Origin of the sequence: Nostoc sp. (assembly GCF_036917465.1) — a bacterium.
Lineage (GTDB): Bacteria > Cyanobacteriota > Cyanobacteriia > Cyanobacteriales > Nostocaceae > Nostoc.
In genome coordinates this window covers 53915-76811 of record NZ_JBALDL010000002.1, presented here as the reverse complement: position 1 = coordinate 76811, position 22897 = coordinate 53915, and the positions used below count along the sequence as shown (strand labels likewise).

At 42.4% G+C, this 22897-nt stretch carries 13 protein-coding genes and 1 pseudogene; 6 read left to right on the top strand and 8 right to left on the bottom strand.

Annotated elements, in window-relative coordinates:
* Nucleotides 1-272 precede the first annotated feature (272 nt).
* The 8 genes and pseudogenes from V7K38_RS00405 to bchH form a co-directional block, all read right to left on the bottom strand.
* Nucleotides 273-1754 carry a hypothetical protein gene (locus V7K38_RS00405; RefSeq protein ID WP_334854742.1) on the bottom strand — a complete coding sequence of 494 codons (1482 nt, stop codon included), beginning with the start codon at nt 1752-1754 and terminating at the stop codon, nt 273-275.
* A 131-nt stretch (nt 1755-1885) separates the two neighbouring features.
* Nucleotides 1886-2109 (bottom strand): annotated as a pseudogene (locus V7K38_RS29495) (IS1634 family transposase); the annotation flags it as partial.
* Nucleotides 2110-2175: 66 nt separating this feature from the next.
* Nucleotides 2176-3150 (bottom strand): SDR family NAD(P)-dependent oxidoreductase, encoded by a 975-nt coding sequence (locus tag V7K38_RS00400; RefSeq protein WP_334854744.1) that lies wholly within the window; start codon nt 3148-3150, stop codon nt 2176-2178.
* Between the two features lie 15 nt (nt 3151-3165).
* Entirely contained in the window at nt 3166-9192 is a 6027-nt protein-coding gene (locus V7K38_RS00395) for a hybrid sensor histidine kinase/response regulator (protein WP_334854741.1), read from the bottom strand.
* Between the two features lie 556 nt (nt 9193-9748).
* Nucleotides 9749-10189, bottom strand: a complete 441-nt coding sequence (locus V7K38_RS00390) for a hypothetical protein (RefSeq protein WP_334854740.1) — start codon at nt 10187-10189, stop codon at nt 9749-9751.
* Nucleotides 10190-10925: 736 nt separating this feature from the next.
* Nucleotides 10926-11111, bottom strand: coding sequence for a type II toxin-antitoxin system HicA family toxin (locus tag V7K38_RS00385; protein ID WP_334854739.1), 186 nt, complete (start codon nt 11109-11111; stop codon nt 10926-10928).
* A complete protein-coding gene (locus tag V7K38_RS00380; RefSeq protein WP_114082620.1) occupies nt 11111-11332 on the bottom strand; it encodes a type II toxin-antitoxin system HicB family antitoxin in 222 nt (73 codons plus the stop codon). Before V7K38_RS00380 ends, V7K38_RS00385 begins: the two co-directional genes overlap by 1 nt.
* A gap of 210 nt (nt 11333-11542) precedes the next feature.
* A complete protein-coding gene (gene bchH, locus V7K38_RS00375; protein WP_334854737.1) occupies nt 11543-15253 on the bottom strand; it encodes a magnesium chelatase subunit H in 3711 nt (1236 codons plus the stop codon).
* A 678-nt stretch (nt 15254-15931) separates the two neighbouring features.
* Here bchH and V7K38_RS00370 point away from each other — a divergent pair.
* The 6 genes from V7K38_RS00370 (at nt 15932) to V7K38_RS00345 (ending at nt 22887) form a co-directional block, all read left to right on the top strand.
* Nucleotides 15932-16873, top strand: a complete 942-nt coding sequence (locus V7K38_RS00370) for an N-acetylmuramoyl-L-alanine amidase (RefSeq protein WP_334854736.1) — start codon at nt 15932-15934, stop codon at nt 16871-16873.
* Between the two features lie 328 nt (nt 16874-17201).
* Nucleotides 17202-18071: an inositol monophosphatase family protein gene (locus V7K38_RS00365; protein ID WP_334854735.1), complete on the top strand. Its 870-nt coding sequence runs from the start codon at nt 17202-17204 to the stop codon at nt 18069-18071.
* Between the two features lie 50 nt (nt 18072-18121).
* Nucleotides 18122-19117, top strand: coding sequence for a 2-dehydropantoate 2-reductase (locus V7K38_RS00360; RefSeq protein ID WP_334854734.1), 996 nt, complete (start codon nt 18122-18124; stop codon nt 19115-19117).
* Nucleotides 19118-19382: 265 nt separating this feature from the next.
* Nucleotides 19383-20576, top strand: coding sequence for a Fic family protein (locus V7K38_RS00355; protein WP_334854733.1), 1194 nt, complete (start codon nt 19383-19385; stop codon nt 20574-20576).
* Nucleotides 20577-20672: 96 nt separating this feature from the next.
* A complete protein-coding gene (locus V7K38_RS00350; protein ID WP_334854732.1) occupies nt 20673-22160 on the top strand; it encodes an ABC transporter permease subunit in 1488 nt (495 codons plus the stop codon).
* Complete coding sequence (locus tag V7K38_RS00345) at nt 22153-22887, top strand: amino acid ABC transporter ATP-binding protein (RefSeq protein ID WP_334854731.1); 735 nt, start codon at nt 22153-22155, stop codon at nt 22885-22887. The genes V7K38_RS00350 and V7K38_RS00345 overlap by 8 nt, the downstream gene beginning before the upstream one ends.
* Nucleotides 22888-22897: the final 10 nt, after the last annotated feature.

The window sequence follows — 22897 nt, the reverse complement described above, 5'->3', positions numbered from 1 at the left end:
ATTATTTGTTTACTTGGTCTATCACCTGATATTTATGGTCATTTGGTCGATAATTCCTCTTAGTCAAATCCTATTACGCGAACGGTGAGTTATTAAGACCTATTAATTCAGAATACAAAGTTTTACGATCTCAAAGAGTTTGTTTAGTGAAGGTGCGGCAAAATTCCCATATTGGGCATCTGGTGAAATTAAATATGTGTAACCTGAAACCCTTATAGAGACCCAAAATTTTGCGTCTCTATATTCTTTTTCACTACTAGGTAATTCTGGTTTTAGGTCAAAGTGCTGTATGAAAAAGAGCCATCTGCAAAGATAAAATTCTCAAAGCCAGTTGTGGAGAGGGTAATGGCATCCCCATTGTTGTTATATGCGATGGTGGCAAAATTAAGGTCATTGCCTGAAGTCTCACCCAAAATGGTGAGATCACAGCGATCGAAAGCACTAAGATCAAGGGTGTCAAAACCGCTTCCGCCATCCACAGTTGCTGATCCGAAACCTTTGAAGTAGTCATCCCCTCTGCCTAGATCAAAAGCGATATCGCCACCGATACTGACTTTTTGTTGAACTTCATCAATGGTACTGGTAGCAATAATTTTGTCATTCCCATCCCCAGTTTTGATGGTTCCCTGTCCATAAATACCGTAAGCAGTACTGCCAATTGTGACTGTAGCCTGTCCGGTAAGAATGTCCTTTCCTTTACCAGTATCAATGACTCCAGTGTTAAATATCCCATAGGCGGTGGCATTTGCTCCTGATATGTTTCCAGTACCGGAGTTGCCGCCAATACCAATACCAGTGATAGTGTCTTCTCCATTTCCTGTATTCAGAGTGCCACTGTTGCTGATGCCGATTCCAGTACCGCCAATACCGCCGTTCCCGTTTGTGCCATTAATAATACCGTTACCGCCGTTGCCGGCATTGCCGCCAGTACCAATACCAGTGATAGTGTCTTCTCCATTTCCTGTATTCAGAGTGTCACTGTTGCTGATGCCAGTCCCAGTGCCGCCAGTGCCGCCAGTGCCGCCGTTGGGGTTACTGTTAATGCCGCCATTGCCCCCATTACCGCCATTGCCGCCAGTACCAGTACCAGCGATCGCATCGTTGCCCCGCCCACCATTAAGAGTGTCACTGTTGCTGATGCCAGTCCCAGCCCCACCAGTGCCGCCGTTGCCACCGTTGAGTTCGCCGCCGATGCTGCCATCACCCCCATTACCAGTACTTTTGATAGTGATAGTGTAGTTACCCAAGGAGGTATTGATACTGCCAGTATTGCTAATACCTATTCCATCGCCGCCGTTGCCGCCTTTGCTGCCGGTGCCGTTGCCGATGCCGCCATCTCCGCCGTCGCCCCCATTGCCGGTACTGTTGATAGTGTCTTTATCCCCGGAGGTATTGATATTGCCAGCGTTGCTAATACCGATTCCATCGCCACCCTTGCCGCCAATACCAGTTCCGAGACTGGTACCACCATCGCCACCAGTACCAGTACCATTAATAGTGTCGTCGCCCCACCCTGTATTAATACTGCCATTATTCCTGATGCCAGTCCCAGCACTGCCCAGGATGCCAAACCCGCTCAAGGCGTTGCTACCGGTACCATTGCCAGTGATAGTGTTTTTTCCTGAAAGTGTACGAATGGAACCTCCAGTTAATATATCAATACCTATTGCTGGAGATGCATTTAACTCTTCCCCTATTAAAGTATAGAAACTTTTTATGCCGGTGAAATTAGCTGCAATGGTAAGTCTAGGCATGGCCAAAAATCCTCTTAATTTTGGTTGGTACGCTCAATTCACTCATTTGGATGAGTAATCTCCTAAAAAATACCCATTCAAATGTCGAATTAATTATCACATTAACTCACCGTTCGCCTAATAGGATTTAACTAAGAGGAATTATCGACCAAATCACCATAAATATCAGGTGATAGACCAAGTAAACAAATAATTTCCTGCTGTAGAGGATTTAAAGGTGGTACGTAACCAAAACGTTTATGTGAACCTGGATAATCGTCAAAGTCAGGTAAAAAAAAGCACGTAGCAGCCGTTCAGTAGTTGGTATATCAGTCTGTTTTTTGGGGTGATATGGATACAGTCCGGCAAGAGTTTTGTCCTGTACTTGTATACGTAATTTGTAATTATGTTTTGTGACTGGGATTTAAACCCTCAAACTTAGTTAAATTTTAGGTGAGCTAAGGGCATTCAATAATAATAGTGACCACGGTATTTTAATATCGGGTATGAGTGATGAATAGTTTCTCAGTACTGGCAATGCAGTCGGTAATAAAAAACGTAAAGAACGTAGCGATGCAGGACGCTCGCCATTTTCATCGATAATTCCATATTTACTAGCTAGTTCGGCAACAATCTGCACACGTCCGGTATGGCGCATGATATTTGATTCACAAGCAAGTGCAGCGATCGCTCGTCCAGTAAATAAGGGAGTCTCCCAGTTGTAGCAATCGCTAATAAATGAGTTTTTCTGCTCAGTAGTATTGGTTTGATTCATCTCAGAAGCAAAGCTAGAAAAAAGCTCAGTCCCAACAATACCCGGCCAAATGGAAACAGAAGCGACATTATGGGGTTTTAATTCAACAGCCATATCAGCCGCTAGGCGATCGCAAGCTGCCTTACCAACACCATAAGCTGCATTAAATATATAGGACATCCCCGCCCACGAGGAAATGGTGCAAATTAGTCCAGAGTTGCGCTTAGTCATCATTCGGGCGGCAAAAACACTTGCAATATAGTGGCTACGAAGACCAACATTGTGGCTAGCATCCCAAATACCTAGTTCACAATCCCAAAAGGGCTGCCCAAAAGCATTTCTTATTGCCTGAACTCCTGAGTAAGCATTATTAACTAGTAGATCGAGTTGTCCATCCTGCTCATCTTGGATGCGCTCAAATAATAAACGCACCTGTTCATCGTCGCTGTGGTCTACTTGAACAGGAATGCATACACCACCGATTTCGTCAATAGCTGATTGGGTTTCACTAAGACTCCCTAAAACCGCATTACCAAAATTGTTGAGGCTGCGCCCTGTGATATATACAGTTGCACCAGCCTCAGCCAAACCGATAGCAATTCCTTTCCCAATTCCCCGCGTAGCACCTGTTACCAATGCCACTTTATCCTCAAGGTTTTTTATCATAATTCGTAATTTTTAACGATATAGCCAAACACGCAATAGTGAAAGCAGTTGTTCGGTATCAACGGGTTTGGTGATGTAGTCTGATGCTCCCGCTTCGATACACTTTTCGCGATCGCCTTGCATGGCTTTAGCGGTCAGTGCAATAATCGGCAAAGATTTAAATCGCTCGTTTTGGCGGATTAAGCTTGTTGTTTCGTAACCGTCCATTTCTGGCATCATTACATCCATCAAAACGACATCAATATCTGGTGTAGTTTCTAATAGGTTAATTCCCTCTCTGCCGTTTTCGGCATATAACACTTGTATCTGATAACGTTCCAGCATACTTGTCAGCGCGAAAATATTACGCATATCGTCGTCTACAATTAGCGCTTTCTTGCCAGCGAGCAAGTAGTCTATGGAATGGAGTTGTTCAAGTATTTGTTGTTTGGGTACTGGTAAATTTGCTTGGACTCGATGTAAAAATAATGCTGTTTCATCGAGGAGACGTTCGGGCGATCGCACATCTTTAATGATGATTGTTTCAGCAATCCGTCTGAGTTCAGTTTCTTGAGCTTTGCTAATATCTCTACCGGTGTAGACAATGATTGGTAAGCTTTTGCCGTTGGGTAGAAGCTTAATCTGCTCGATCAGTTCAAACCCGGTCATGTCGGGTAGCCCTAAGTCGAGGACGAGACAATCAAAATGTTGGCTACGAATAGCTTCTAGGGCTTCTGCACCTGTAGCAACAGCAGTGGTAGAAACATCACTGTTACCAATTAACTCGACAATACTAAGCCGTTGAGTGTCATCATCTTCCACAACCAATAAATTTTTTACCTGGCGCTCAACAAAACCTTTAATTTTAGTCAACGCCTCAGATATTGTCTCGCTAGTTAAAGGTTTTTGTAAATATGCGATCGCACCTAGTTGCAAACCGCGCTGTCTCCCTTCCTGAACTGTCATGATATGTACAGGAATATGACGGGTATTTGGGTCATGTTTTAGACGATCTAATACCGTCCAGCCATCCATTTCTGGCAACCTGATATCTAACAAAATAGCTGAAGGATGGAATTGCTGTGCTAGTGCTAAACCTGTACTGCCATTTTGGGCTGTTATGACCTTGAATCCATCCTGTTGCGCCATTTCTATGAGGATACGGGCAAAATTTACGTCATCCTCGACGATTAACAAGACGCGATCGCCTATGGCAATAGTAGCGCGGTCGTCATTTATTAGTGCTGTTAGCGGTAGCGGGGCGTTTAGCCCGTGAGGAGTGGGGAGTACGGGTTTAGCATTGCTAAACCCGTACAGGGACTGAGGAGGGCTGAGTTGTGTTGATGTAGATTCAGGACTTAATTGGGGGAAAAAGAATGTAAAGGTGCTACCTTGGCCGGGTTGACTTGTAAGTTTAATTTCACCGCCAAAGAGACGGGCGATTTCGCGGCTAATTGATAAGCCTAATCCCGTACCGCCGTATCTCCGGCTGGTAGAGCCATCGGCTTGTTGGAATGCCTCGAAAATAACTTTTTGTTTGTCAGGGGCGATGCCAATACCTGTGTCGCTAACTGAGAAAGCAATGACATTTTGAGCGCTATTTAAAGTTACTTGGTCGTTGCTCCATCCCTGTTTTACTAGGGCAATCCGCAAGCGGACTTCCCCTTTTTCTGTAAACTTAAAAGCGTTGGAGAGCAGATTTTTTAATACTTGTTGTAAGCGTTTGACATCTGTATAGATGTTGGTGGGCAATTCAGGAATAAATTCAATTGCAAAGGCAAGTTTTTTGCTCTCAGCTATTTGTCGGAAGGTACGCTCAATTTGTTCACCCAAGTCTACTAAGGGAATTTGGGTCATGTCAATTGACATAGTTCCAGATTCAATTTTAGCGAGATCCAGAATGTCATTGATTAACGTCAATAAATCAGTACCTGCTGAGTAAATTGTTTGGCTATATTCGACTTGCTTGGCGGTGAGGTTGTGATCAGTGTTATCTGCCAATAACTTCGCCAAAATCAATAAGCTGTTTAGCGGTGTCCGCAATTCGTGGGACATGTTGGCGAGAAACTCTGATTTGTATTTTGAAGAAAGCGCGAGTTGTTCTGCCTTATCTTCTAAAGATAGTCTTGCTTGTTCGATTTCCCGATTTTTGCGCTCGACTTCTTTCTTTTGCATCGCCAACAACTCTGCCTTTTCTTCTAATTCGGCGTTGGTTTGTTGCAATTCCTCTTGCTGTCCTTTGAGTAAATCTTCAGAGGTTTTGAGTGATTGGGCTTGCTGTTCTAGGCGTTTGTTAGTTTCTCGGAGTTCATTTTGCTGGGTTTGGAGTTCTTCAGCCAAAGATTGCGATTGCTTGAGTAATTCTTCAGTTCGCATCGATGCTGCGATCGTGTTCAGAACGATCGCTATACTTTCGGTAAGCTGGTCGAAGAATGTCAGATGAATTTCGCTAAAGCGGCGGAATGATGCTAATTCTATGACTGCTGTCACCTGCCCTTCAAAGAGTACAGGTAACACCACGGCATTAAGTGGAGACGCTTCTCCCAAACCAGAGGCAATTCTGACATAATCACTTGGTACATCTGTCAACAGTATTCGCTCTTTTTCTAAAGCACATTGTCCCACCAAACCTTCACCCAAATAGAAACGGTTAGCCAAATGTCTGCGTTCGCGGTAAGCGTAGCTACTAATTAGTTTCAAATACGGCACATTTTCCCCAGACTCCATCAGGAAGAATACGCCGTGTTGCGCTCCTACTAGAGGTGCTAGTTCTGAGAGAATTAGTTTAGATACGGTTTCTAAGTCTCGCTGCCCTTGCAGCATTCGGGTAAATTTAGCTAAGTTAGTTTTCAACCAATCTTGCTCAGTATTTTTCTGCGTTGTCTCCCGCAGATTAGCAATCATCTGGTTGATGTTGTCTTTGAGTATCGCTACTTCCCCTAATGTTTCGACGGCAATTGAACGAGTTAAATCACCTTTAGTTACAGCTGTAGCAACTTCTGCGATCGCTCGCAACTGAGTTGTTAGTGTAGCAGCAAGTTCGTTTACATTATCAGTCAAATCTTTCCAAGTTCCAGCCGCACCAGGGACTCTAGCTTGTCCGCCTAATTTCCCTTCGATTCCGACTTCCCGCGCTACTGTGGTTACTTGATTGGCAAATGTGGCTAGAGTATCAATCATTTCGTTGATTGTCTCTGCCAAGGTTTCAATTTCTCCTTTGGCATCTAACATCAGTTTCCGTTTCAAGTCACCGTTCGCAACTGCTGTTACAACTCTGGCGATACCGCGTACTTGTGCTGTTAAGTTACCCGCCATTGAATTCACATTGTCGGTTAAATCTTTCCAAGTCCCTGCAACACCTTGGACTTGGGCTTGTCCGCCTAACTTTCCTTCCGTTCCCACTTCCCGCGCTACCCGCGTTACTTCTGATGCAAAGGAACTAAGTTGATCCACCATTGTGTTAGTAGTGTTTTTCAAGTCCAAGATTTCACCTCTGGCATCGACGGTAATTTTCTTAGATAAGTCGCCATTGGCTACCGCCTTGGTAACTTCCGCGATGTTGCGAACTTGTCCGGTGAGGTTCCCCGCCATCGAGTTAACGTTATCCGTTAAATCTTTCCAAGTACCTGCAACTCCTCTAACGTAGGCTTGCACGCCAAGTTTCCCTTCCGTTCCCACCTCACGGGCAACCCTTGTAACTTCTGATGCAAAGGAATTTAGCTGATCCACCATTGTATTAATGGTGTTTTTGAGTTCTTGAATTTCCCCTTTGACATCGACGGTGATTTTCTTGGATAAGTCGCCATTTGCTACGGCTGTGGTTACTTCGGCAATGTTTCGCACCTGTGCCGTCAAACTTCCCGCCATGAAGTTCACACTGTCGGTTAAGTCTTTCCAAGTGCCGGCTACACCTTTCACTTCTGCTTGTACGCCCAACTTCCCTTCAGTTCCCACTTCCCGCGCCACCCGCGTCACTTCCGATGCAAAAGAATTGAGTTGATCTACCATTGTGTTGACGGTATTTTTCAACTCTAAAATTTCCCCTTTGACATCAACGGAGATTTTTTTAGATAAGTCGCCATTCGCTACGGCGGTGGTGACGGCGGCAATGTTTCGTACCTGTGCCGTTAAACTTCCCGCCATGAAGTTCACGCTGTCAGTTAAATCTTTCCAAGTGCCGGCAACACCACGCACATCTGCTTGTACGCCCAGTTTCCCTTCGCTTCCCACCTCACGGGCAACTCGCGTCACTTCACTGGCAAAAGAGTTGAGTTGATCCACCATTATATTGATGGTATTTTTGAGTTCCAGAATTTCGCCTTTAACGGCAACAGTAATTTTCTTCGATAAATCACCATTTGCGATCGCAGTTGTAACTTCGGCAATGTTCCGCACCTGTGCCGTCAAGCTTCCCGCCATGAAGTTTACGCTGTCGGTTAAATCTTTCCAAGTACCTGCAACGTCTTTAACTTCTGCTTGTACGCCAAGTTTACCTTCAGTTCCCACTTCCCGCGCAACTCGCGTCACCTCACTTGCAAAGGAACTGAGTTGATCCACCATTGTATTGATGGTATTTTTCAACTCCAGAATTTCACCTTTGACATCAACGGTGATTTTTTTGGATAAATCGCCTGTTGCAACGGCAGTAGTCACTTCGGCAATGTTCCGCACCTGTGCCGTTAAACTTCCCGCCATGAAATTTACACTATCAGTTAAATCCTTCCAAGTGCCAGCCACGCCGCGCACTTCTGCTTGCACGCCTAATTTACCTTCGCTTCCTACCTCACGGGCAACTCGTGTTACTTCACTTGCAAAGGAACTAAGTTGATCTACCATTATATTGATGGTATTTTTGAGTTCCAGAATTTCACCTTTGACATCGACAGTGATTTTTTTGGATAAATCACCATTAGCGATCGCAGTGGCAACTTCGGCAATGTTACGAACTTGTCCAGTCAGATTACCCGCCATTAAGTTGACGTTATCGGTTAAATCTTTCCAAGTCCCCGCTACTCCCCGGACTTCGGCTTGAACGCCCAACTTCCCTTCCGTTCCCACCTCACGGGCAACTCTGGTGACTTCCGATGCAAAGGAATTCAGTTGATCTACCATCGTGTTGACAGTGTTTTTCAACTCCAGAATTTCGCCTTTCACATCAACAGTGATTTTTTTGGATAAGTCACCATTAGCGATCGCAGTTGCAACTTCAGCAATGTTGCGAACTTGTCCGGTGAGATTACCCGCCATCAAGTTCACGTTATCAGTCAAATCTTTCCAAGTGCCAGCTACACCTTGCACTTCGGCTTGAACCCCTAATTTACCCTCAGTTCCCACCTCACGGGCAACTCGCGTTACTTCCGATGCAAAAGAACCAAGCCGATCTACCATCGTGTTGACAATATTAGCAGTTTGGAGAAACTCACCTTGGAGGGGTCTACCGTCAATTTCGGTTGCGATCGTTTGGGATAAATCACCATTGGCAACCGCCCGAATTACCCGAGTAGTTTCAGCCGTTGGTTGGACTAAATCTGTAATCAGAGTATTGACAGAAGCGACACAATCTGACCAAGAACCACGAACATTTACCAGAGAAGCGCGATCGGCTATTTTGCCTTCTTTGCCGACAACATTACCAATTCGCTGTAACTCCGCCGCCATTCGCTGATTTTGATCGATAACCCAATTATCGGTAAAATCGGCAGTACCACCCCAACCAATCAACGCCGTCATCCGTTGGGAAATTTCAAAAGCACCACCAGAACCTTGATTCGCCATTGCTTGCGCCCATTTGGGATTTACCAACTTAGTGCGATACTCCATTCGCAGCAAATCATCTAAATTGCGGGGTGTAGTATCCTTCGAGAAACTTTCCACAAAGCTAGTTGTCACCTTCTTACCGCTTTGTTTTTCTGCCGCCCTTTTCAAACCGCCAGTATTAGCGTAATATTCTTGAATATCAGTTAAACCATATTCTACCGAATCGATTTCTTGAACAATGCGATCGCTAGTTTTTAACAGAGTATTCAACACTTCCGGTCTAGCTCGGCACGTTGGTAACAAAATAACTAATTTTTAATCGCTATGACCCTTAATTTTTAAAGCTCTTTGGGGAATGAATCAGCCTTGGGATTAAGGGGGGTAATTCGACTTGTGTATACACCGTAGCCTTTCCAATGGGAGGGAACTATAGCGGTTCTCGAATGGAAGCAATAAATACACTTTGACCTCACTTCCATTCCTCTCTCCTAAAAGGAGAGAGGCTTTGAATCTTACTCCCCTTCCCTAGTAGGGAAGGGGCTGGGGGTTAGGTCTGTATTGGACTCAACCGAGAAGCGCTATAGATTTCCTGTTTCCCCCTTTTTAAGGGGGATTTAGGGGGATCTCCAACGTTTTTGGGTTTGTACAACACATCTCTGTACACCGTAGCTTTCTAAGAGGTTGTTTGAAAAGTTTTTTGCTGTAACTTTGGTCACTTTTAGATCCCCCCTAACCCCCCTTAACAAAGGGGGGAACCGGAATCAAAGTCCCCCTTTTTAAGGGGGATTTAGGGGGATCTCAAACCAGGGTAAATCGAGTGTTTGAGCTTAAGTTGACACTAAAACCTATTAGATTTTACTCAACTTGCGATCGCACCCGATACTCCATTCATAGATCCATTTGCAGAATAAACCTCAACGGAATCGGCTGCTAAAGAATTGGTGACTTTGGAATTGCCTAGTACGCTTTGCTTCTTTTTAGTATTACCTCGTCTAGCACCACCCGCCATCTCGTATTCTGGGCTGGTTTTACCGTAACGGCTGCCAACTCCTAGTAACATTTGTTCTGACATCGCTATTACAACCTTTTCGGCGTTATTCACGTCATCTGTAAGTTTGTCAATGGTAGATAATGCAGTGTTGTAGGCAGCAAGCTTAGACCGGAGATCGTTAATTGTCATGGTGTAAGCTTGTATAGTCAATCCTTGGCCAAAGTCAAGTTCTACACTGATAGATTGTAAACTTTCAATCCGGCGATCGGCTCCTTCTAAAGCGGTGGAATTTCTTTTACGACGTGCCATAATACATCACTGCTACTAAGTTGATAGTACTGTTTTATACCAATTTATTTCTAATTGTCATGGGAAAATATAGCAAATCAGTTGCAATTACATTTCTCAAAATTTAGTTAATTTCACTTAGACTATATTTTATTCAAGGTAGTAAATAAATTTATAAGTTTGTTACAACAATTGCTGCAATGATTTAAGCCTTTCTTATACATAGAAGAACATTTGTTGCACAGCATTAAACAATTGCAGCAACGACTTATACATTTGCAAGAAAAACTTAAGCCTTTCTTATACATGGAAAAGCATTTGTTGCAAAGTATTAAGCGCTTGCTGCAATGGCTTATACATTTGTAAGAAAAACTTAAGCCTTTCTTATACATGAAGTAACATTAGCTGCAAAGGTTTAAGTTTTTACAGCCTCAAGCGTAATAGTGTAGGCGTAGCCCGTCGTAGACATCGCTTTTGCTTGTTGTCTGAGATAATACCTTTTACATAAATCAAAAATAAGAACCTCAAAGCTACGCTTTTTTTCTTACGAGACGTTACCGCTTTAAGCGTTGGCGCAGCCTAAGAAGAGAAGCTATGCCGAAGGCGTACTCCTACGGAGAAGCAAGCTACGCGTTAGTGTCTCTGAAAGAGAAGCCTCTCGAACGTGAGTGCGTTTTTGTACCACTTCGTGGAAGCAAGCTACGCGCAGCGTCCCGAACGGAAGGACAAGAGAAGGCTTTACGCTTCATTTACAACACTAGGGTGGGGAAATCTCCAAATCTTTGCAAATCTTGATAGCTAGAATATCAACAATCTCAATATGTCTTGGAACTGCGGAGGTTCTATTGTTTGATGGATTGTAATAAATCGTATGCCTTCCACCCTCTCGAAGAAATAAACAGCCGTTCTTTTCCAAATGGCGAATCAATTCACGTCTTTTCACTATAATTTGACAGTAATCTGTTCACGGACGACATCTTTACCAGAGAGTTGTTGCTCTGCGAGTTCACGATTGGATATTAGAATCAACTCTATCGCTTCCCGTAGACTTTCTCTAGCTTCTTCCAGAGTTCTCTCTTGTACATTAGCACCGGGTAACTCCTGGACGTAGCCAATATACCAATCATCTATCTTTTCAAATACAGCAGTGAAAGAGTTTTCCATTGTTGGATGCTTCAGAACCAAAGTTTATATTTTACCTTGTATAACTAAGATATTAAGCCAGAATTTGTTTTTGATCTAGTGGCTTCAGTGTCGGTTTCTGCTTGCTTATCAAAATATGTTGCCTTGATTTTTCGTAGTTGATTACTTCTGCGCGATCGCATCTAGAAACTCTTCCTCTATAGTATGGATGGAAACTTATATCCCTATTTACTAAACCGTCACCCCTTCCAACTCCTCATCTGTCAACTCATATAATTGGCGCAACTTATTTAACTTATCATCATCAGCTTCCCAGAAACCCCGCCCATGCGCCTCCAACATTCTCCCTAAAATATTGCGAAAAGCTTCAGGATTTGCCTGACGTAATTTATCCGCCATCTCTGCATCTAACGCATAAGTATCAGCCGCTTGCTCATAAACCCAATTATCGGTAAAATCGGCAGTACCACCCCAACCAATCAACGCCGTCATCCGTTGGGAAATTTCAAAAGCACCACCAGAACCTTGATTCGCCATTGCTTGCGCCCATTTGGGATTTACCAACTTAGTGCGATACTCCATTCGCAGCAAATCATCTAAATTGCGGGGTGTAGTATCCTTCGAGAAACTTTCCACAAAGCTAGTTGTCACCTTCTTACCGCTTTGTTTTTCTGCCGCCCTTTTCAAACCACCCGTATTAGCGTAATATTCTTGAATATCAGTTAAACCATATTCTACCGAATCGATTTCTTGAACAATGCGATCGCTAGTTTTTAACAAAGTATTCAAAACTTCCGGTCTAGCTTGACCCTTATCCTCTCTCCCGTAGCTGAATACATTGCGACTTTGCCAAGTATTCCCCAACTCCTCACCAGATTCCCAATTTCCATCAACCACGCGATCGTTTACCAAAGAACCAAAATCACCCGCCGGATTAGAAAACAATCTCGCCGATGCATTCTCTACACCTTGGGCTTTTAAAGCTAAAGAATGTCTTCTAATAAAATTCTGATCATCCGGTTCATCAGCATCAGCCGCCCGTTGAAACAAATCATCCAACAATTCGATAATATTGACAAAACTATCTCGAAAAATCCCAGACAAATTACCCAACACATCAATGCGGGGATGTCCAACCGCCGCCAACGGCTTCAACTCATAACGAACAACTCTACCAGTTCCTTCCTTAACAGGTTCAGCCCCCACCAACTCCAACAAAATCCCCAGAGATTCACCCTTAGTTTTAATCGCATCCAATCCCCATAACATCACCGCCACCGTTTCAGGATATTTCCCACACTCATCCAAATGCTGAACAATAATTTTTTTGGCAATTTCCCGTCCCCGTTGGTATGCCGCAGGCGAAGGCATCCGATAAGGATCTAAAGCATGAATATTCCTCCCAGTCGGCAAAACACCAGCCCCATCCCGCAACAAATCCCCACCAGGCGCAGGCGGAATATATTCCCCATTCAACCCCCGCAATAGATTTGTTAACTCATCCGTAGATTGCATCAACAAATCTGTAATTAGCTTTTCTTCCTCTTGGCGTTCTTGGCGTCTTGGCGGTTCGTCTCCAAAATAAGCCTCCAAATACGCCCCCAACTCCTCCTCACTCGGCCTTTCCCCCAAAGTATGCAACCCCGAAGAAAACAACCGATTCTCTAAAACCTGCAAATATTCATACAACACCACCAAATAATCATCAAAAGCATGAACACTAAACATCCGCACATTCTCAGGAGTAAACGCAATCCCCAACCGTTTAGCATCCTCAAACGGACAATCAGCATCCAATCCAGAGTCCACAATCTTTTTACAAATCCCTTCCTTCAAAACATAATTCTTTTGCGGATCTTCCCGATACTCCGAAATCAAATCACGCAACGCCACCAACTCCTTATACAAACCTGCCCGTCCATAAGGAGGTACATTATGAGAAATCAACACACCATAACCGCGACGTTTCGCCAACATCGACTCAGACGGATTATTCGCCGCATATATATATAGATTCGGCAGATTTCCTAACAGAATATCCGACCAAGAATAACCCGTATTCCCCAACGGAGAACCAGGCAACCATTCCACCGTCCCATGCATTCCAAAATGAACTAAAGCATCAGCTTTAAACTCATTTTGCAGCCATTTATAATAAGCTACATATTGCGGATGAGGCGTTAAATCTCGTTCAAACATTAAGCGCATCGGGTCGCCTTGTATTCCCAAAGGTGGTTGTACACCTATCCACACATTGCCTAATTGCACACCACCAATCTGAAATTCATCGCCATAAGTTTTAATACCAGTTCCCGTCAGAGATTTCCATTGTTTTTTGATACGGGAAGTTTGCAGATATCCCAACCATTTTTCTAAGGTACGAACATTAACAGATGCAGGGATATTTTTTGGATCATCAAAAGATTCATCCGCCTCTTTCACCCAGCGAATCAATTCTTCCCCATCATCCGGTAAATCTCCGACGGTATAACCTTGTTCTTTAAGTCCGTGGAGAAACTTCAATAAACTACGCGGCACATTTAATAATGCAGCCGTCCCCACAGCACCATAACCTGGAGGAAACCCATATAAAATAATGGCAATCTTGCGTTCCGATGCAGGTTTTTGCCGCAAAGCCACCCAACTTTTTACTCTACCAATTAATCGCTGTACCCGTTCGGGAACCAGATAAATATTTTCGCCCACCAAACCACCGAGAGGAACGGTATCAATAGCCCCATCCAATTCTGGTAAGGCGTACAACACAACACTTTGCAATCCGCCGATACCTTGGCGCGTCCACGAGTGAATATCTTGAATTAATAATGGTGCAGCAACAATATAAGGTACATTTTTGGCAGTGAGAATGCGCTTTGCTACTTCCACCTGACGGCCAGCTTCCATTGAACCGGCCGGGCCACCCACCAGAGGAAAGCCAATTGTGGAAACGATCGCATCTACTTTAACTGCTTCACTAGAAAGTGAGGCTGTTTCTATATTACCTAGTTGTCGTTGCTGAATTTCATAGTCGGTTGTCATCAAATCTCGTACCGCCACGTGCCCTTCTACGCCGTTGATAAAAATGGGCAAAGGAGTTAACCCGGCTGATTCAAAACTGCGAATCAGTTGGGGAATGTAGGGTTGTTTGGTAATGACGTGTTTACGGTAAAGGAGAATCCCCACAACGGGATTTTTACGTTTAGATCCCCCCAACCCCCCTTGAAAAGGGGGGCTAATATTCCCCCCTTTGTAAGGGGGGCTAGGGGGGATCTTCTCATACCATTCTAGGTATGCCTTTGGCGATTCAAAAAACCCTTGATAGTCGGGATGGAGTAATCCGATGTTGGGGGTTTCAATTAGCGGGGGAATGTCGCCGACTTTTAAACCTAAATATTTTTCTGCTAGTGTCCAGAATAATGAAGCGACGTTTTCGGAACCGCCAGCATTCCAATAACCATAGATAATTAACCAGTTGCGTAAATCTTGGACTTTTTGCACTGGGACGTATTTCAGTAGTTTGGGGCCGATTTTTAAGAAGCTGATGTAACCAGCGAGTTTGTCTTCTTCTCGTCCGTTGCTAAATTTGTCGAGGATAAATTTAACTGGTTTGGGCATTCCTTTGGGCTTGTCGCCAATGGCAAAATCACCCAACTTAGTTAAACTCATCAATTCTAAGGCTGACTCAAAGACTAGACGGATGGGAATTTGGGAAATGCGATCGCGCAACCACACAACTTGGTCATAATCGAATAGGAGGCTACCGAAAAACACATCAGCGCCATCAAGGGCTACTTCTACCTCAGCGCGTTGACTGGTAAGATTGCGATCGCTAAATACCCTAATATCCAACTCAGGACAGCGAGAGTTAGCCAAAAAAGCTGCTTTCCTGTACAAGTCAGCGTTGAATGATTCAAACCCAGCAACCAAGACGATGCGTTTCATGCCTGTAAGCTACGAAATATTTCTTTACTTAAATCTTAAACGTGCTTTCAGGCTGATTGTTAAATATCTACCCACAAATTCTGGTCAATAATTCCTTGAGGTAGCTAGAACTTCACCATCACTAATGCCTTTGGGATATTTTGATTGCAAAACACTGGCGATGTGTTTGTTTACGACTCTATAACCCCACGTTAACATCAGGAGGTACCTCTGGCTTAGGGATTTGGGTATCTAACTAGTACAAAAAGGCAAAAGTAAAAAGAAAGAACGCTGATTTTGTAAGATTTATAGCGATTTTAAATGGGTAGCTTATTTCCGCCGTGACCTACTAGGTATACTTTTCATGGCTTTATACTTTTCTAAAGCGTTATTATCTGAATAAGGGAGGCAATAGATGCATTTAAGTTGATTGCAAAAATTAACTTGTTATTTTAGATTTTTATAAATTATAATGATTGTGTTTTTGGCTACAGCATATCTGTAAATTGGTAAATTTTACCACATAAAGTTTACTGTTCAGGCTCGCACAAAAACTTGTTTTGTTTACCAGCGTAGTAATGCTTAAAAGAATGCAGACATTGCTAACAAGTATTTCAACAATGTTATCAACAAAACTTTTTCTATAAACTTGAAAGAGTTTGGAACTAGTGTAAAAATAAGTAAGTTGAGGATAAAATCATGAAATTTGGAATTGATAGCGGACACAATTGTCCACCAGATACAGGAGCGAGTGGGATTAGATTTGAGGATAATTTAACTCTTGATGTAGGTAATAGAGTTATAGCCAAGTTAAGAGCTTTAGGCAATGAAGTTGTAGTATGTAGACCGAGTAGTGCTAGTACAGTTCGTGACTCACTCTCAAAAAGGTGTTCTACAGCAAATGGGAGTAAAGTAGATATTTACGTCTCGATTCATTTTAACTGTTTTAATGCACAAGCTAATGGCACAGAAGTATATGCAACTAGCGAAACAGGGAGACAAATAGCTAAACCTGTATTAGATGAAATCGTCAAATTGGGCTTTTTTAATCGTGGTGTTAAAAGTGGCTCCCACTTGTATGTTCTGAAAAATACAAATATGCCGGCGATTCTTGTAGAAGGTTGCTTCGTCGATTCGCAAAAAGATATGAATCTTTTTAATCCAGAAGCAATGGCTAATGCGATTGTCAAAGGCTTAACTGGGAAAGTGCCAACTACTCCTGTTAACCCTGTGCCAGATGAAGAGGAGAATGTAGATACAACTGTTCTCAGACTGCAAAAAGCCTTAAATAGACTCAAAATAACCGATAAAAATGGTAAGGCGTTGGTGGAAGATGGCTTCACTGGGGCTAGCACCAAATCTGCTGTAGAAAAATTTCAGACTATTGTCGCAGTTCAGACAACTGGAATTGCTGATGCAACTACATGGAATGCCATAAATCTAATTTTGGCAAAACGAATTATCAGACCAAATCATGCTGGTGGTGCAGTTGTTAGATATTTGCAATACCGTTTAGGTGTTGAGAGTGATGGCGTTTACGGGCCGCAAACAGAGGTTATAGTCAAGAACTTTCAAAAGCAAAATGGTTTAGATGCTGATGGCATTCTTGGGCCTGTTAGCTGGCAGAAATTAATTGGTTGATCGATAAATATTCTTGGTAGTTGGCGCTTTAGCATAGCGCTGGGTTGTAGAGATGCGAAATTTCGCATCTCTACAAGCTTTGGATAACAAACCTTTAACAATTCAAAATTCAAAATTCAAAATTCAAACCAATTTCAGACGGGAATTTAAACCCTAACTGAAACTGGGGCTACCTTTATGGTTGGGTTCTTAAACCCTTTTATTTACTATAAATAGTTCAGAGTAATTAGGTGATATCATTTTATCCAAATAATACCGTAATTCTGTTTAGATATAGAATTGTATCGCCCTGCCAAAGAAAGATTATTTCTGAAAGGAATTTGCTGCCATGTCCACAACACCAACCACTCGACTAATTTTAGAGACTTTACTCCCTTATCTCAAAGTAGCAGCAGCTTATGCCAATTTTCTGCAACCAAAAATTGCTGCACTTCCCGCCAAAGAAGAAGCAAACAACTTTTTTAGTGCTGCACTTACTGATGCAGATGTGGCGATTCAAAATTTAATAGAAGTAGTATTACTAGGCACTTTTCCAGAGATTCGCTTTTTTGGTGAAGAGTATGAAAGTTCTCACAACACCAAGTATTTTCGCGCTACTGAACTCGGTTCAGAAGGTGATTATTTAGTCACACTCGACCCGATTGATGGCACGAAGTTTTACATGGATGGACATTCTAATTACCAAATTATTCTCAGTATTCTAAATTCGGATGATTTTGAAGCAGTAATTGCCATTTCACCTGGACAAAATGTTTATTTTTACGCCCTTCGAGGCAAAGGTGCTTTTAAAGGGACGCTGGAGATGAACTTAGAAGCCTGTACGCCTTTACACATAACATCCGCCAAACCTGCTATTTTGTTGGGATGGGGGATGAATGCGATCGCACCTTCACTAAAAGATCGATATAAAGTAATCGATATAGCAACTGATTACTCTAGTGATATTCAAATTCCCAATCTCAATGGTATTCTCAGTGGCGATTTGAGTGGAGCAGTCATCAAATCGGGTAAATTTATTGATAGTGCTGCACTGGCTTTCATTGCGAAAGAGGCTGGTTGGATTGTCACTACTCTCGATGGTTCGACTTTACCGCCACTGCATACTTGTAAAAACTATAGTCTGCCTGGATTGATCGTAGCTGCCTCAAAATCTGTTCATCAAGACTTATTATCAGCGATGCAAAGTGTAGGTGTTTGAAGTAAAAGCAACTGGATACCGTCTTCCACGACTCATATTCTTTTGACAAAATGAAAATTTGTATTGTTGGCGCGGGTGCGATTGGTGGATATTTAGGGGCAAAACTGGCACTCGCAGGTGAAGCAGTGACGCTGATTGCGCGTGGTTCTCATTTAGAAGCAATTCAAAAAAATGGGCTGAAGTTGCTCATGGCAGACGGTTCTAGCCAAATTGCTACTCCGATTTTGGCAACTAGCGATATTCAGTCAGCAGGGACACAAGATGTAGTAATTTTAACTGTTAAGGCTCACAGTGTACCTGCGATCGCACCTTCTCTCCCTGCACTCTACAATCCTCATACAATGGTGGTGACAGCCCAAAATGGCGTTCCTTGGTGGTACTTTCGCAAGCATGGCGGTGAGTATGAAGGTACGCGGATTCAATCTGTTGATCCAGATGGGATTATTGAAACTAGTATCGGTGCTGAACGCGCCATCGGTTGTGTTGTTTACCCAGCAACTGAGATAATTGAACCAGGTGTAATTAAGCATATTGAAGGCGATCGCTTTACTCTTGGTGAAATCGATGGGAGTAAAAGCGATCGCATCCAATTATTGGCACAGGCTTTAAAACAGGCAGGATTCAAAGCACCAATCCGCAATCAAATTCGCACGGAAATTTGGATCAAGTTGTGGGGGAATGTGGCGTTTAATCCTATCAGTGCGCTGACTGGTGCGACTTTAGAGCATATTTGTCGCTATCCCCTCACCCGTGAACTAGCAAGGCTTATAATGACAGAAACTCAAGCGATCGCGGAAAATCTAGGTATAAAGTTTGGCATCACTTTAGAACAGCGAATTAACGGGGCTGAAAATGTTGGCGCTCACAAAACCTCAATGCTACAAGATATTGAAGCCAGACGCGCTACGGAGATAGACGCGATCGTTGGCGCGGTGGCAGAATTGGGAAAACTGACTCAAATTCCCACACCTTATATTGATGCGATTTATGCCAGCGTTAAGCTGCTAGAGGCGACTAAACAAAGAAGTTTATTTAATGAAAGCTAAAAGTTTAACTTTCTTTAATTTATAACAGATTTAAAACTAAAACAGATGGAACATTGAACCCAAATTAATGTTCTATTTACTACAGTAATTACTGATATCCATATAAGTATAGCAAAGCTATAGCAAGTGTATTGACCGTTCAGAGAACTAGAGCAAAAAGAACATGCAGTTTACTTGCTGTTTGTTGGAATATGGCAAAGGCATGATCATATCATGTAAAAACACAAAAAAATTCTTATTGCTGATATTAAGAGTATTTGATAATATGGATGAAAAATTGTCTCTTGTGAATGAAATCGATAATATGATTGATACCGATAGAGCAGGTAGATACATAGAACAGCTTACTGGATACAAAGCTTTTATACCTAATCCTTTACCGCCTATACCCAAATTATGTATTGATGATGAAATGTTAGAACTTTTATCACAAGCAGATAGAGCATTAGGTCGTTTAGATGGATCAACAGACGCTTTACCTAATCCCGACTTATTCGTGTTTATGTATGTTCGTAAAGAGGCAGTGTTATCAAGTCAGATAGAAGGAACACAAGCTTCTTTGATAGATGTCCTTGAGTTTGAATCCCGTACAGTTGAACCAGACAACCCGCAAGATGTAACCGAAGTTGTCAATTATATTGCAGCAATTAATCACGGACTCGAAAGATTAGAAAATAATTTTCCTTTATCATTGCGATTGATCCGTGAAATTCATAAAGAATTATTGAGAGAAGGCCGAGGTTCTGAAAAGGGTTCAGGAGAATTTCGCCGCAGCCAAAATTGGATTGGTGAAGGAAGATGTAATTTAAAGGAAGCTACTTATGTTCCACCTCCACCCCATGATATGCAAGAAGCTTTAAGTAATTTTGAGAAGTTTTTACATGACTCTGCTCCAATGCCAGCTTTAATTAAAATTGGATTAGCTCATGCTCAGTTTGAGACAATTCACCCTTTTGAAGACGGCAATGGAAGAACAGGACGCTTACTAATTACTCTCTTATTATGTGAAAAAAATATATTAAAACGTCCTCTGCTGTATATATCTTATTACTTCAAAAAATACCGATTGCAATATTACAATCATCTCCAATCTATCAGGGATAATGGTGACTGGGAAAGCTGGCTTAAGTTTTTTTTAAAAGGTGTATATGAAGTTTCCCAAGAAGCATCTACTGTTGCTCGTCAAATAGTTAATTTAAAAGAAGAACATCGTAAAACAGTAATGGAACGAATGGGAAATCGGAAGGCAGGGAATGCTATAGCTTTACTCGAAAAACTCTATTACAAGCCAGTTTTTAATATAGAAATGGCTCAAGAATTTACCCAATTATCATATACTAACGCTAACATTCTAGTCAGAGAATTATGTAATATAGGAATCGTTGAAGAAGTTACTGGAAATAAACGTAACCGAGCTTTTATTTATGAACCATACCTGTCTATTTTTAAGGAGTCTTAACAACAAAGCAAATGTAGATTCAAAAGCTTCTGCACAAAACTTATAGCTACACTAAAATATTTTGATAGCTATGGAATTTATATAATTATCAAGTTCATGAAGAAAAAAAAAGTATGGCTATTAACGATACTGGTTGTAGCAGTAGTAGGAATCAGCATCATCGCAGGACAAAGTAATTCTCTAAAAGCTGCCTCATCTTTAGGCAAAGACACGCTGACGTTGATTACTTCGCCAGATTATCCCCCTTATGAGTTTTATGATACTAAAGGAGGCGATCGCCAAATCGTTGGCTTTGATATAGATATAGCCAAAACCCTTGCTGAAAAACTAGGGTTTAAACTTCAAATAATGGAATCTGATTTTAATGGGTTAATTCCTGCACTGCAAGCAAATCGCGCTGACTTTGTAATGGCTGGGATGACTCCGACTCCAGAACGTCAGAAAAATATTGATTTTTCAATTATCTATTACGAAGCTAAAGATACAATTGTCGCTCCTAAAGGTAGCAATCTGAAGCAGCCCCAAGACTTATCAGGCAAAAAGGTTGGGGTACAACTCGGAACGATACAAGAACAAAATGCCCAGAAAATTGCTAAAAAAGTTGCGGGTATTCAGCTAAAGCAACTCAATAAAGTGCCGGAAGTCGTTCAAGAAATCAAATCTGGGCGAATTGATGCCGCAATTGTTGAGGATACCGTCGCTAAGGGATTCGCCCAAGCTAACCCAGATTTAGAATTTAATGTTATTCCCTCACAAGAAGCAAGTGGATCTGCGATCGCTTTTCCTAAAGGTTCTTCTTTTGTAGAACCGTTTAACAAAGTCCTTCAACAAATGAAGGGTGATGGCACGTTGAATAAACTTGTCGCCAAATGGTTTTCACAGAATACCGCCAATCCTGTATCCTCAACTCCTGTCAAAAGCGGATTGAATCTTGATTTCACTAGAATTGTCCCTGAGATTCCCTTTATTCTTCGGGGGATCCCTTTAACTTTGTTATTTACCCTATTATCTGTATCCTTGGGGTTAGTCTGGGGAACAATCCTATCTCTATTAAAAATTCTCGGCATCAAGCCGCTTACTTGGGTTGCTAATGCCTACACTTCTGTTTTTCGAGGCACACCTTTGCTATTACAATTGGCATTGGTTTACTACGCAACACCCCAACTTACAGGCTATGACATTTCCGCATTGCAGGCTGGGGTATTAACTTTTACCCTAAATTCTGGCGCTTATATGTCGGAAACTATCAGGGGTGGGATTCAGGCGGTGGATAAAGGACAAAGTGAAGCGGCGATGTCTATGGGTGTTCCCTATTGGTTGATGATGTGGGATGTGATTTTGCCCCAAGCATTGAAAAACATTCTCCCCGCATTGGTAAATGAAACTATCGGATTGCTTAAAGATTCCGCGCTGGTGTCAACCATTGGCGTGGTGGAAATATTACGCAGCGCTCAAATCGTTGGTGCAAATAAGTATATTTATTTTGAACCACTGCTATTTGCCGGATTAATCTACTATGTTTTAGTAATGGGTATGACTTTGAGTGCATCGGCTTTAGAAAGGAGGTTACGGCAAAGTGAATAATGTAGTAATTCGCACGGAATTCTTATATAAATCCTTTGGGAAACTCGACGTACTAAAAGATATTTCTACTGAGTTTTATCAGGGGGAAGTGGTTGCTATACTAGGCCCTTCTGGTTCAGGTAAGTCTACCTTTTTGCGATGCATAAATTTGCTAGAACAACCCACCAAAGGAAGAATCTACTTTCACGAGCAAGAAATTACTAAGCCTAAGGCAAACATTGCGAAGGTGCGCCAGCAGTTGGTGATGGTATTTCAACATTTTAATTTGTTTCCCCACATGAATGTGCTGCAAAATGTCACCTACGCACCCATAAAGGTGAAAGGAATAAACAAGCAAAAAGCAGAACAACATGGCTTAGAATTGCTTGCTAAGGTAGGTTTAGAAGAAAAAGTGTCTGTCTATCCGTCCAAACTATCGGGGGGACAGAAACAGCGAGTCGCGATCGCGCGGGCATTAGCAATGGAACCTGAGATGATTTTGTTCGATGAACCCACCTCTGCACTAGATCCCGAAATGGTTAAGGATGTGCTGGAAGTGATGAAAGATTTAGCGCTATCTGGGATGACAATGGCGATCGTTACCCATGAAATGGGCTTTGCCAAAGAAGTTGCCAATCGGATTATGTTCATCGAGCAAGGAAGTTTAGCAGAAGATGCTACTCCTGGCGAGTTTTTCCAAAATCCTAAGTGCGATCGCGCCAAGCAGTTCTTAGAAAAAATGCTTTAAAACAATTGAA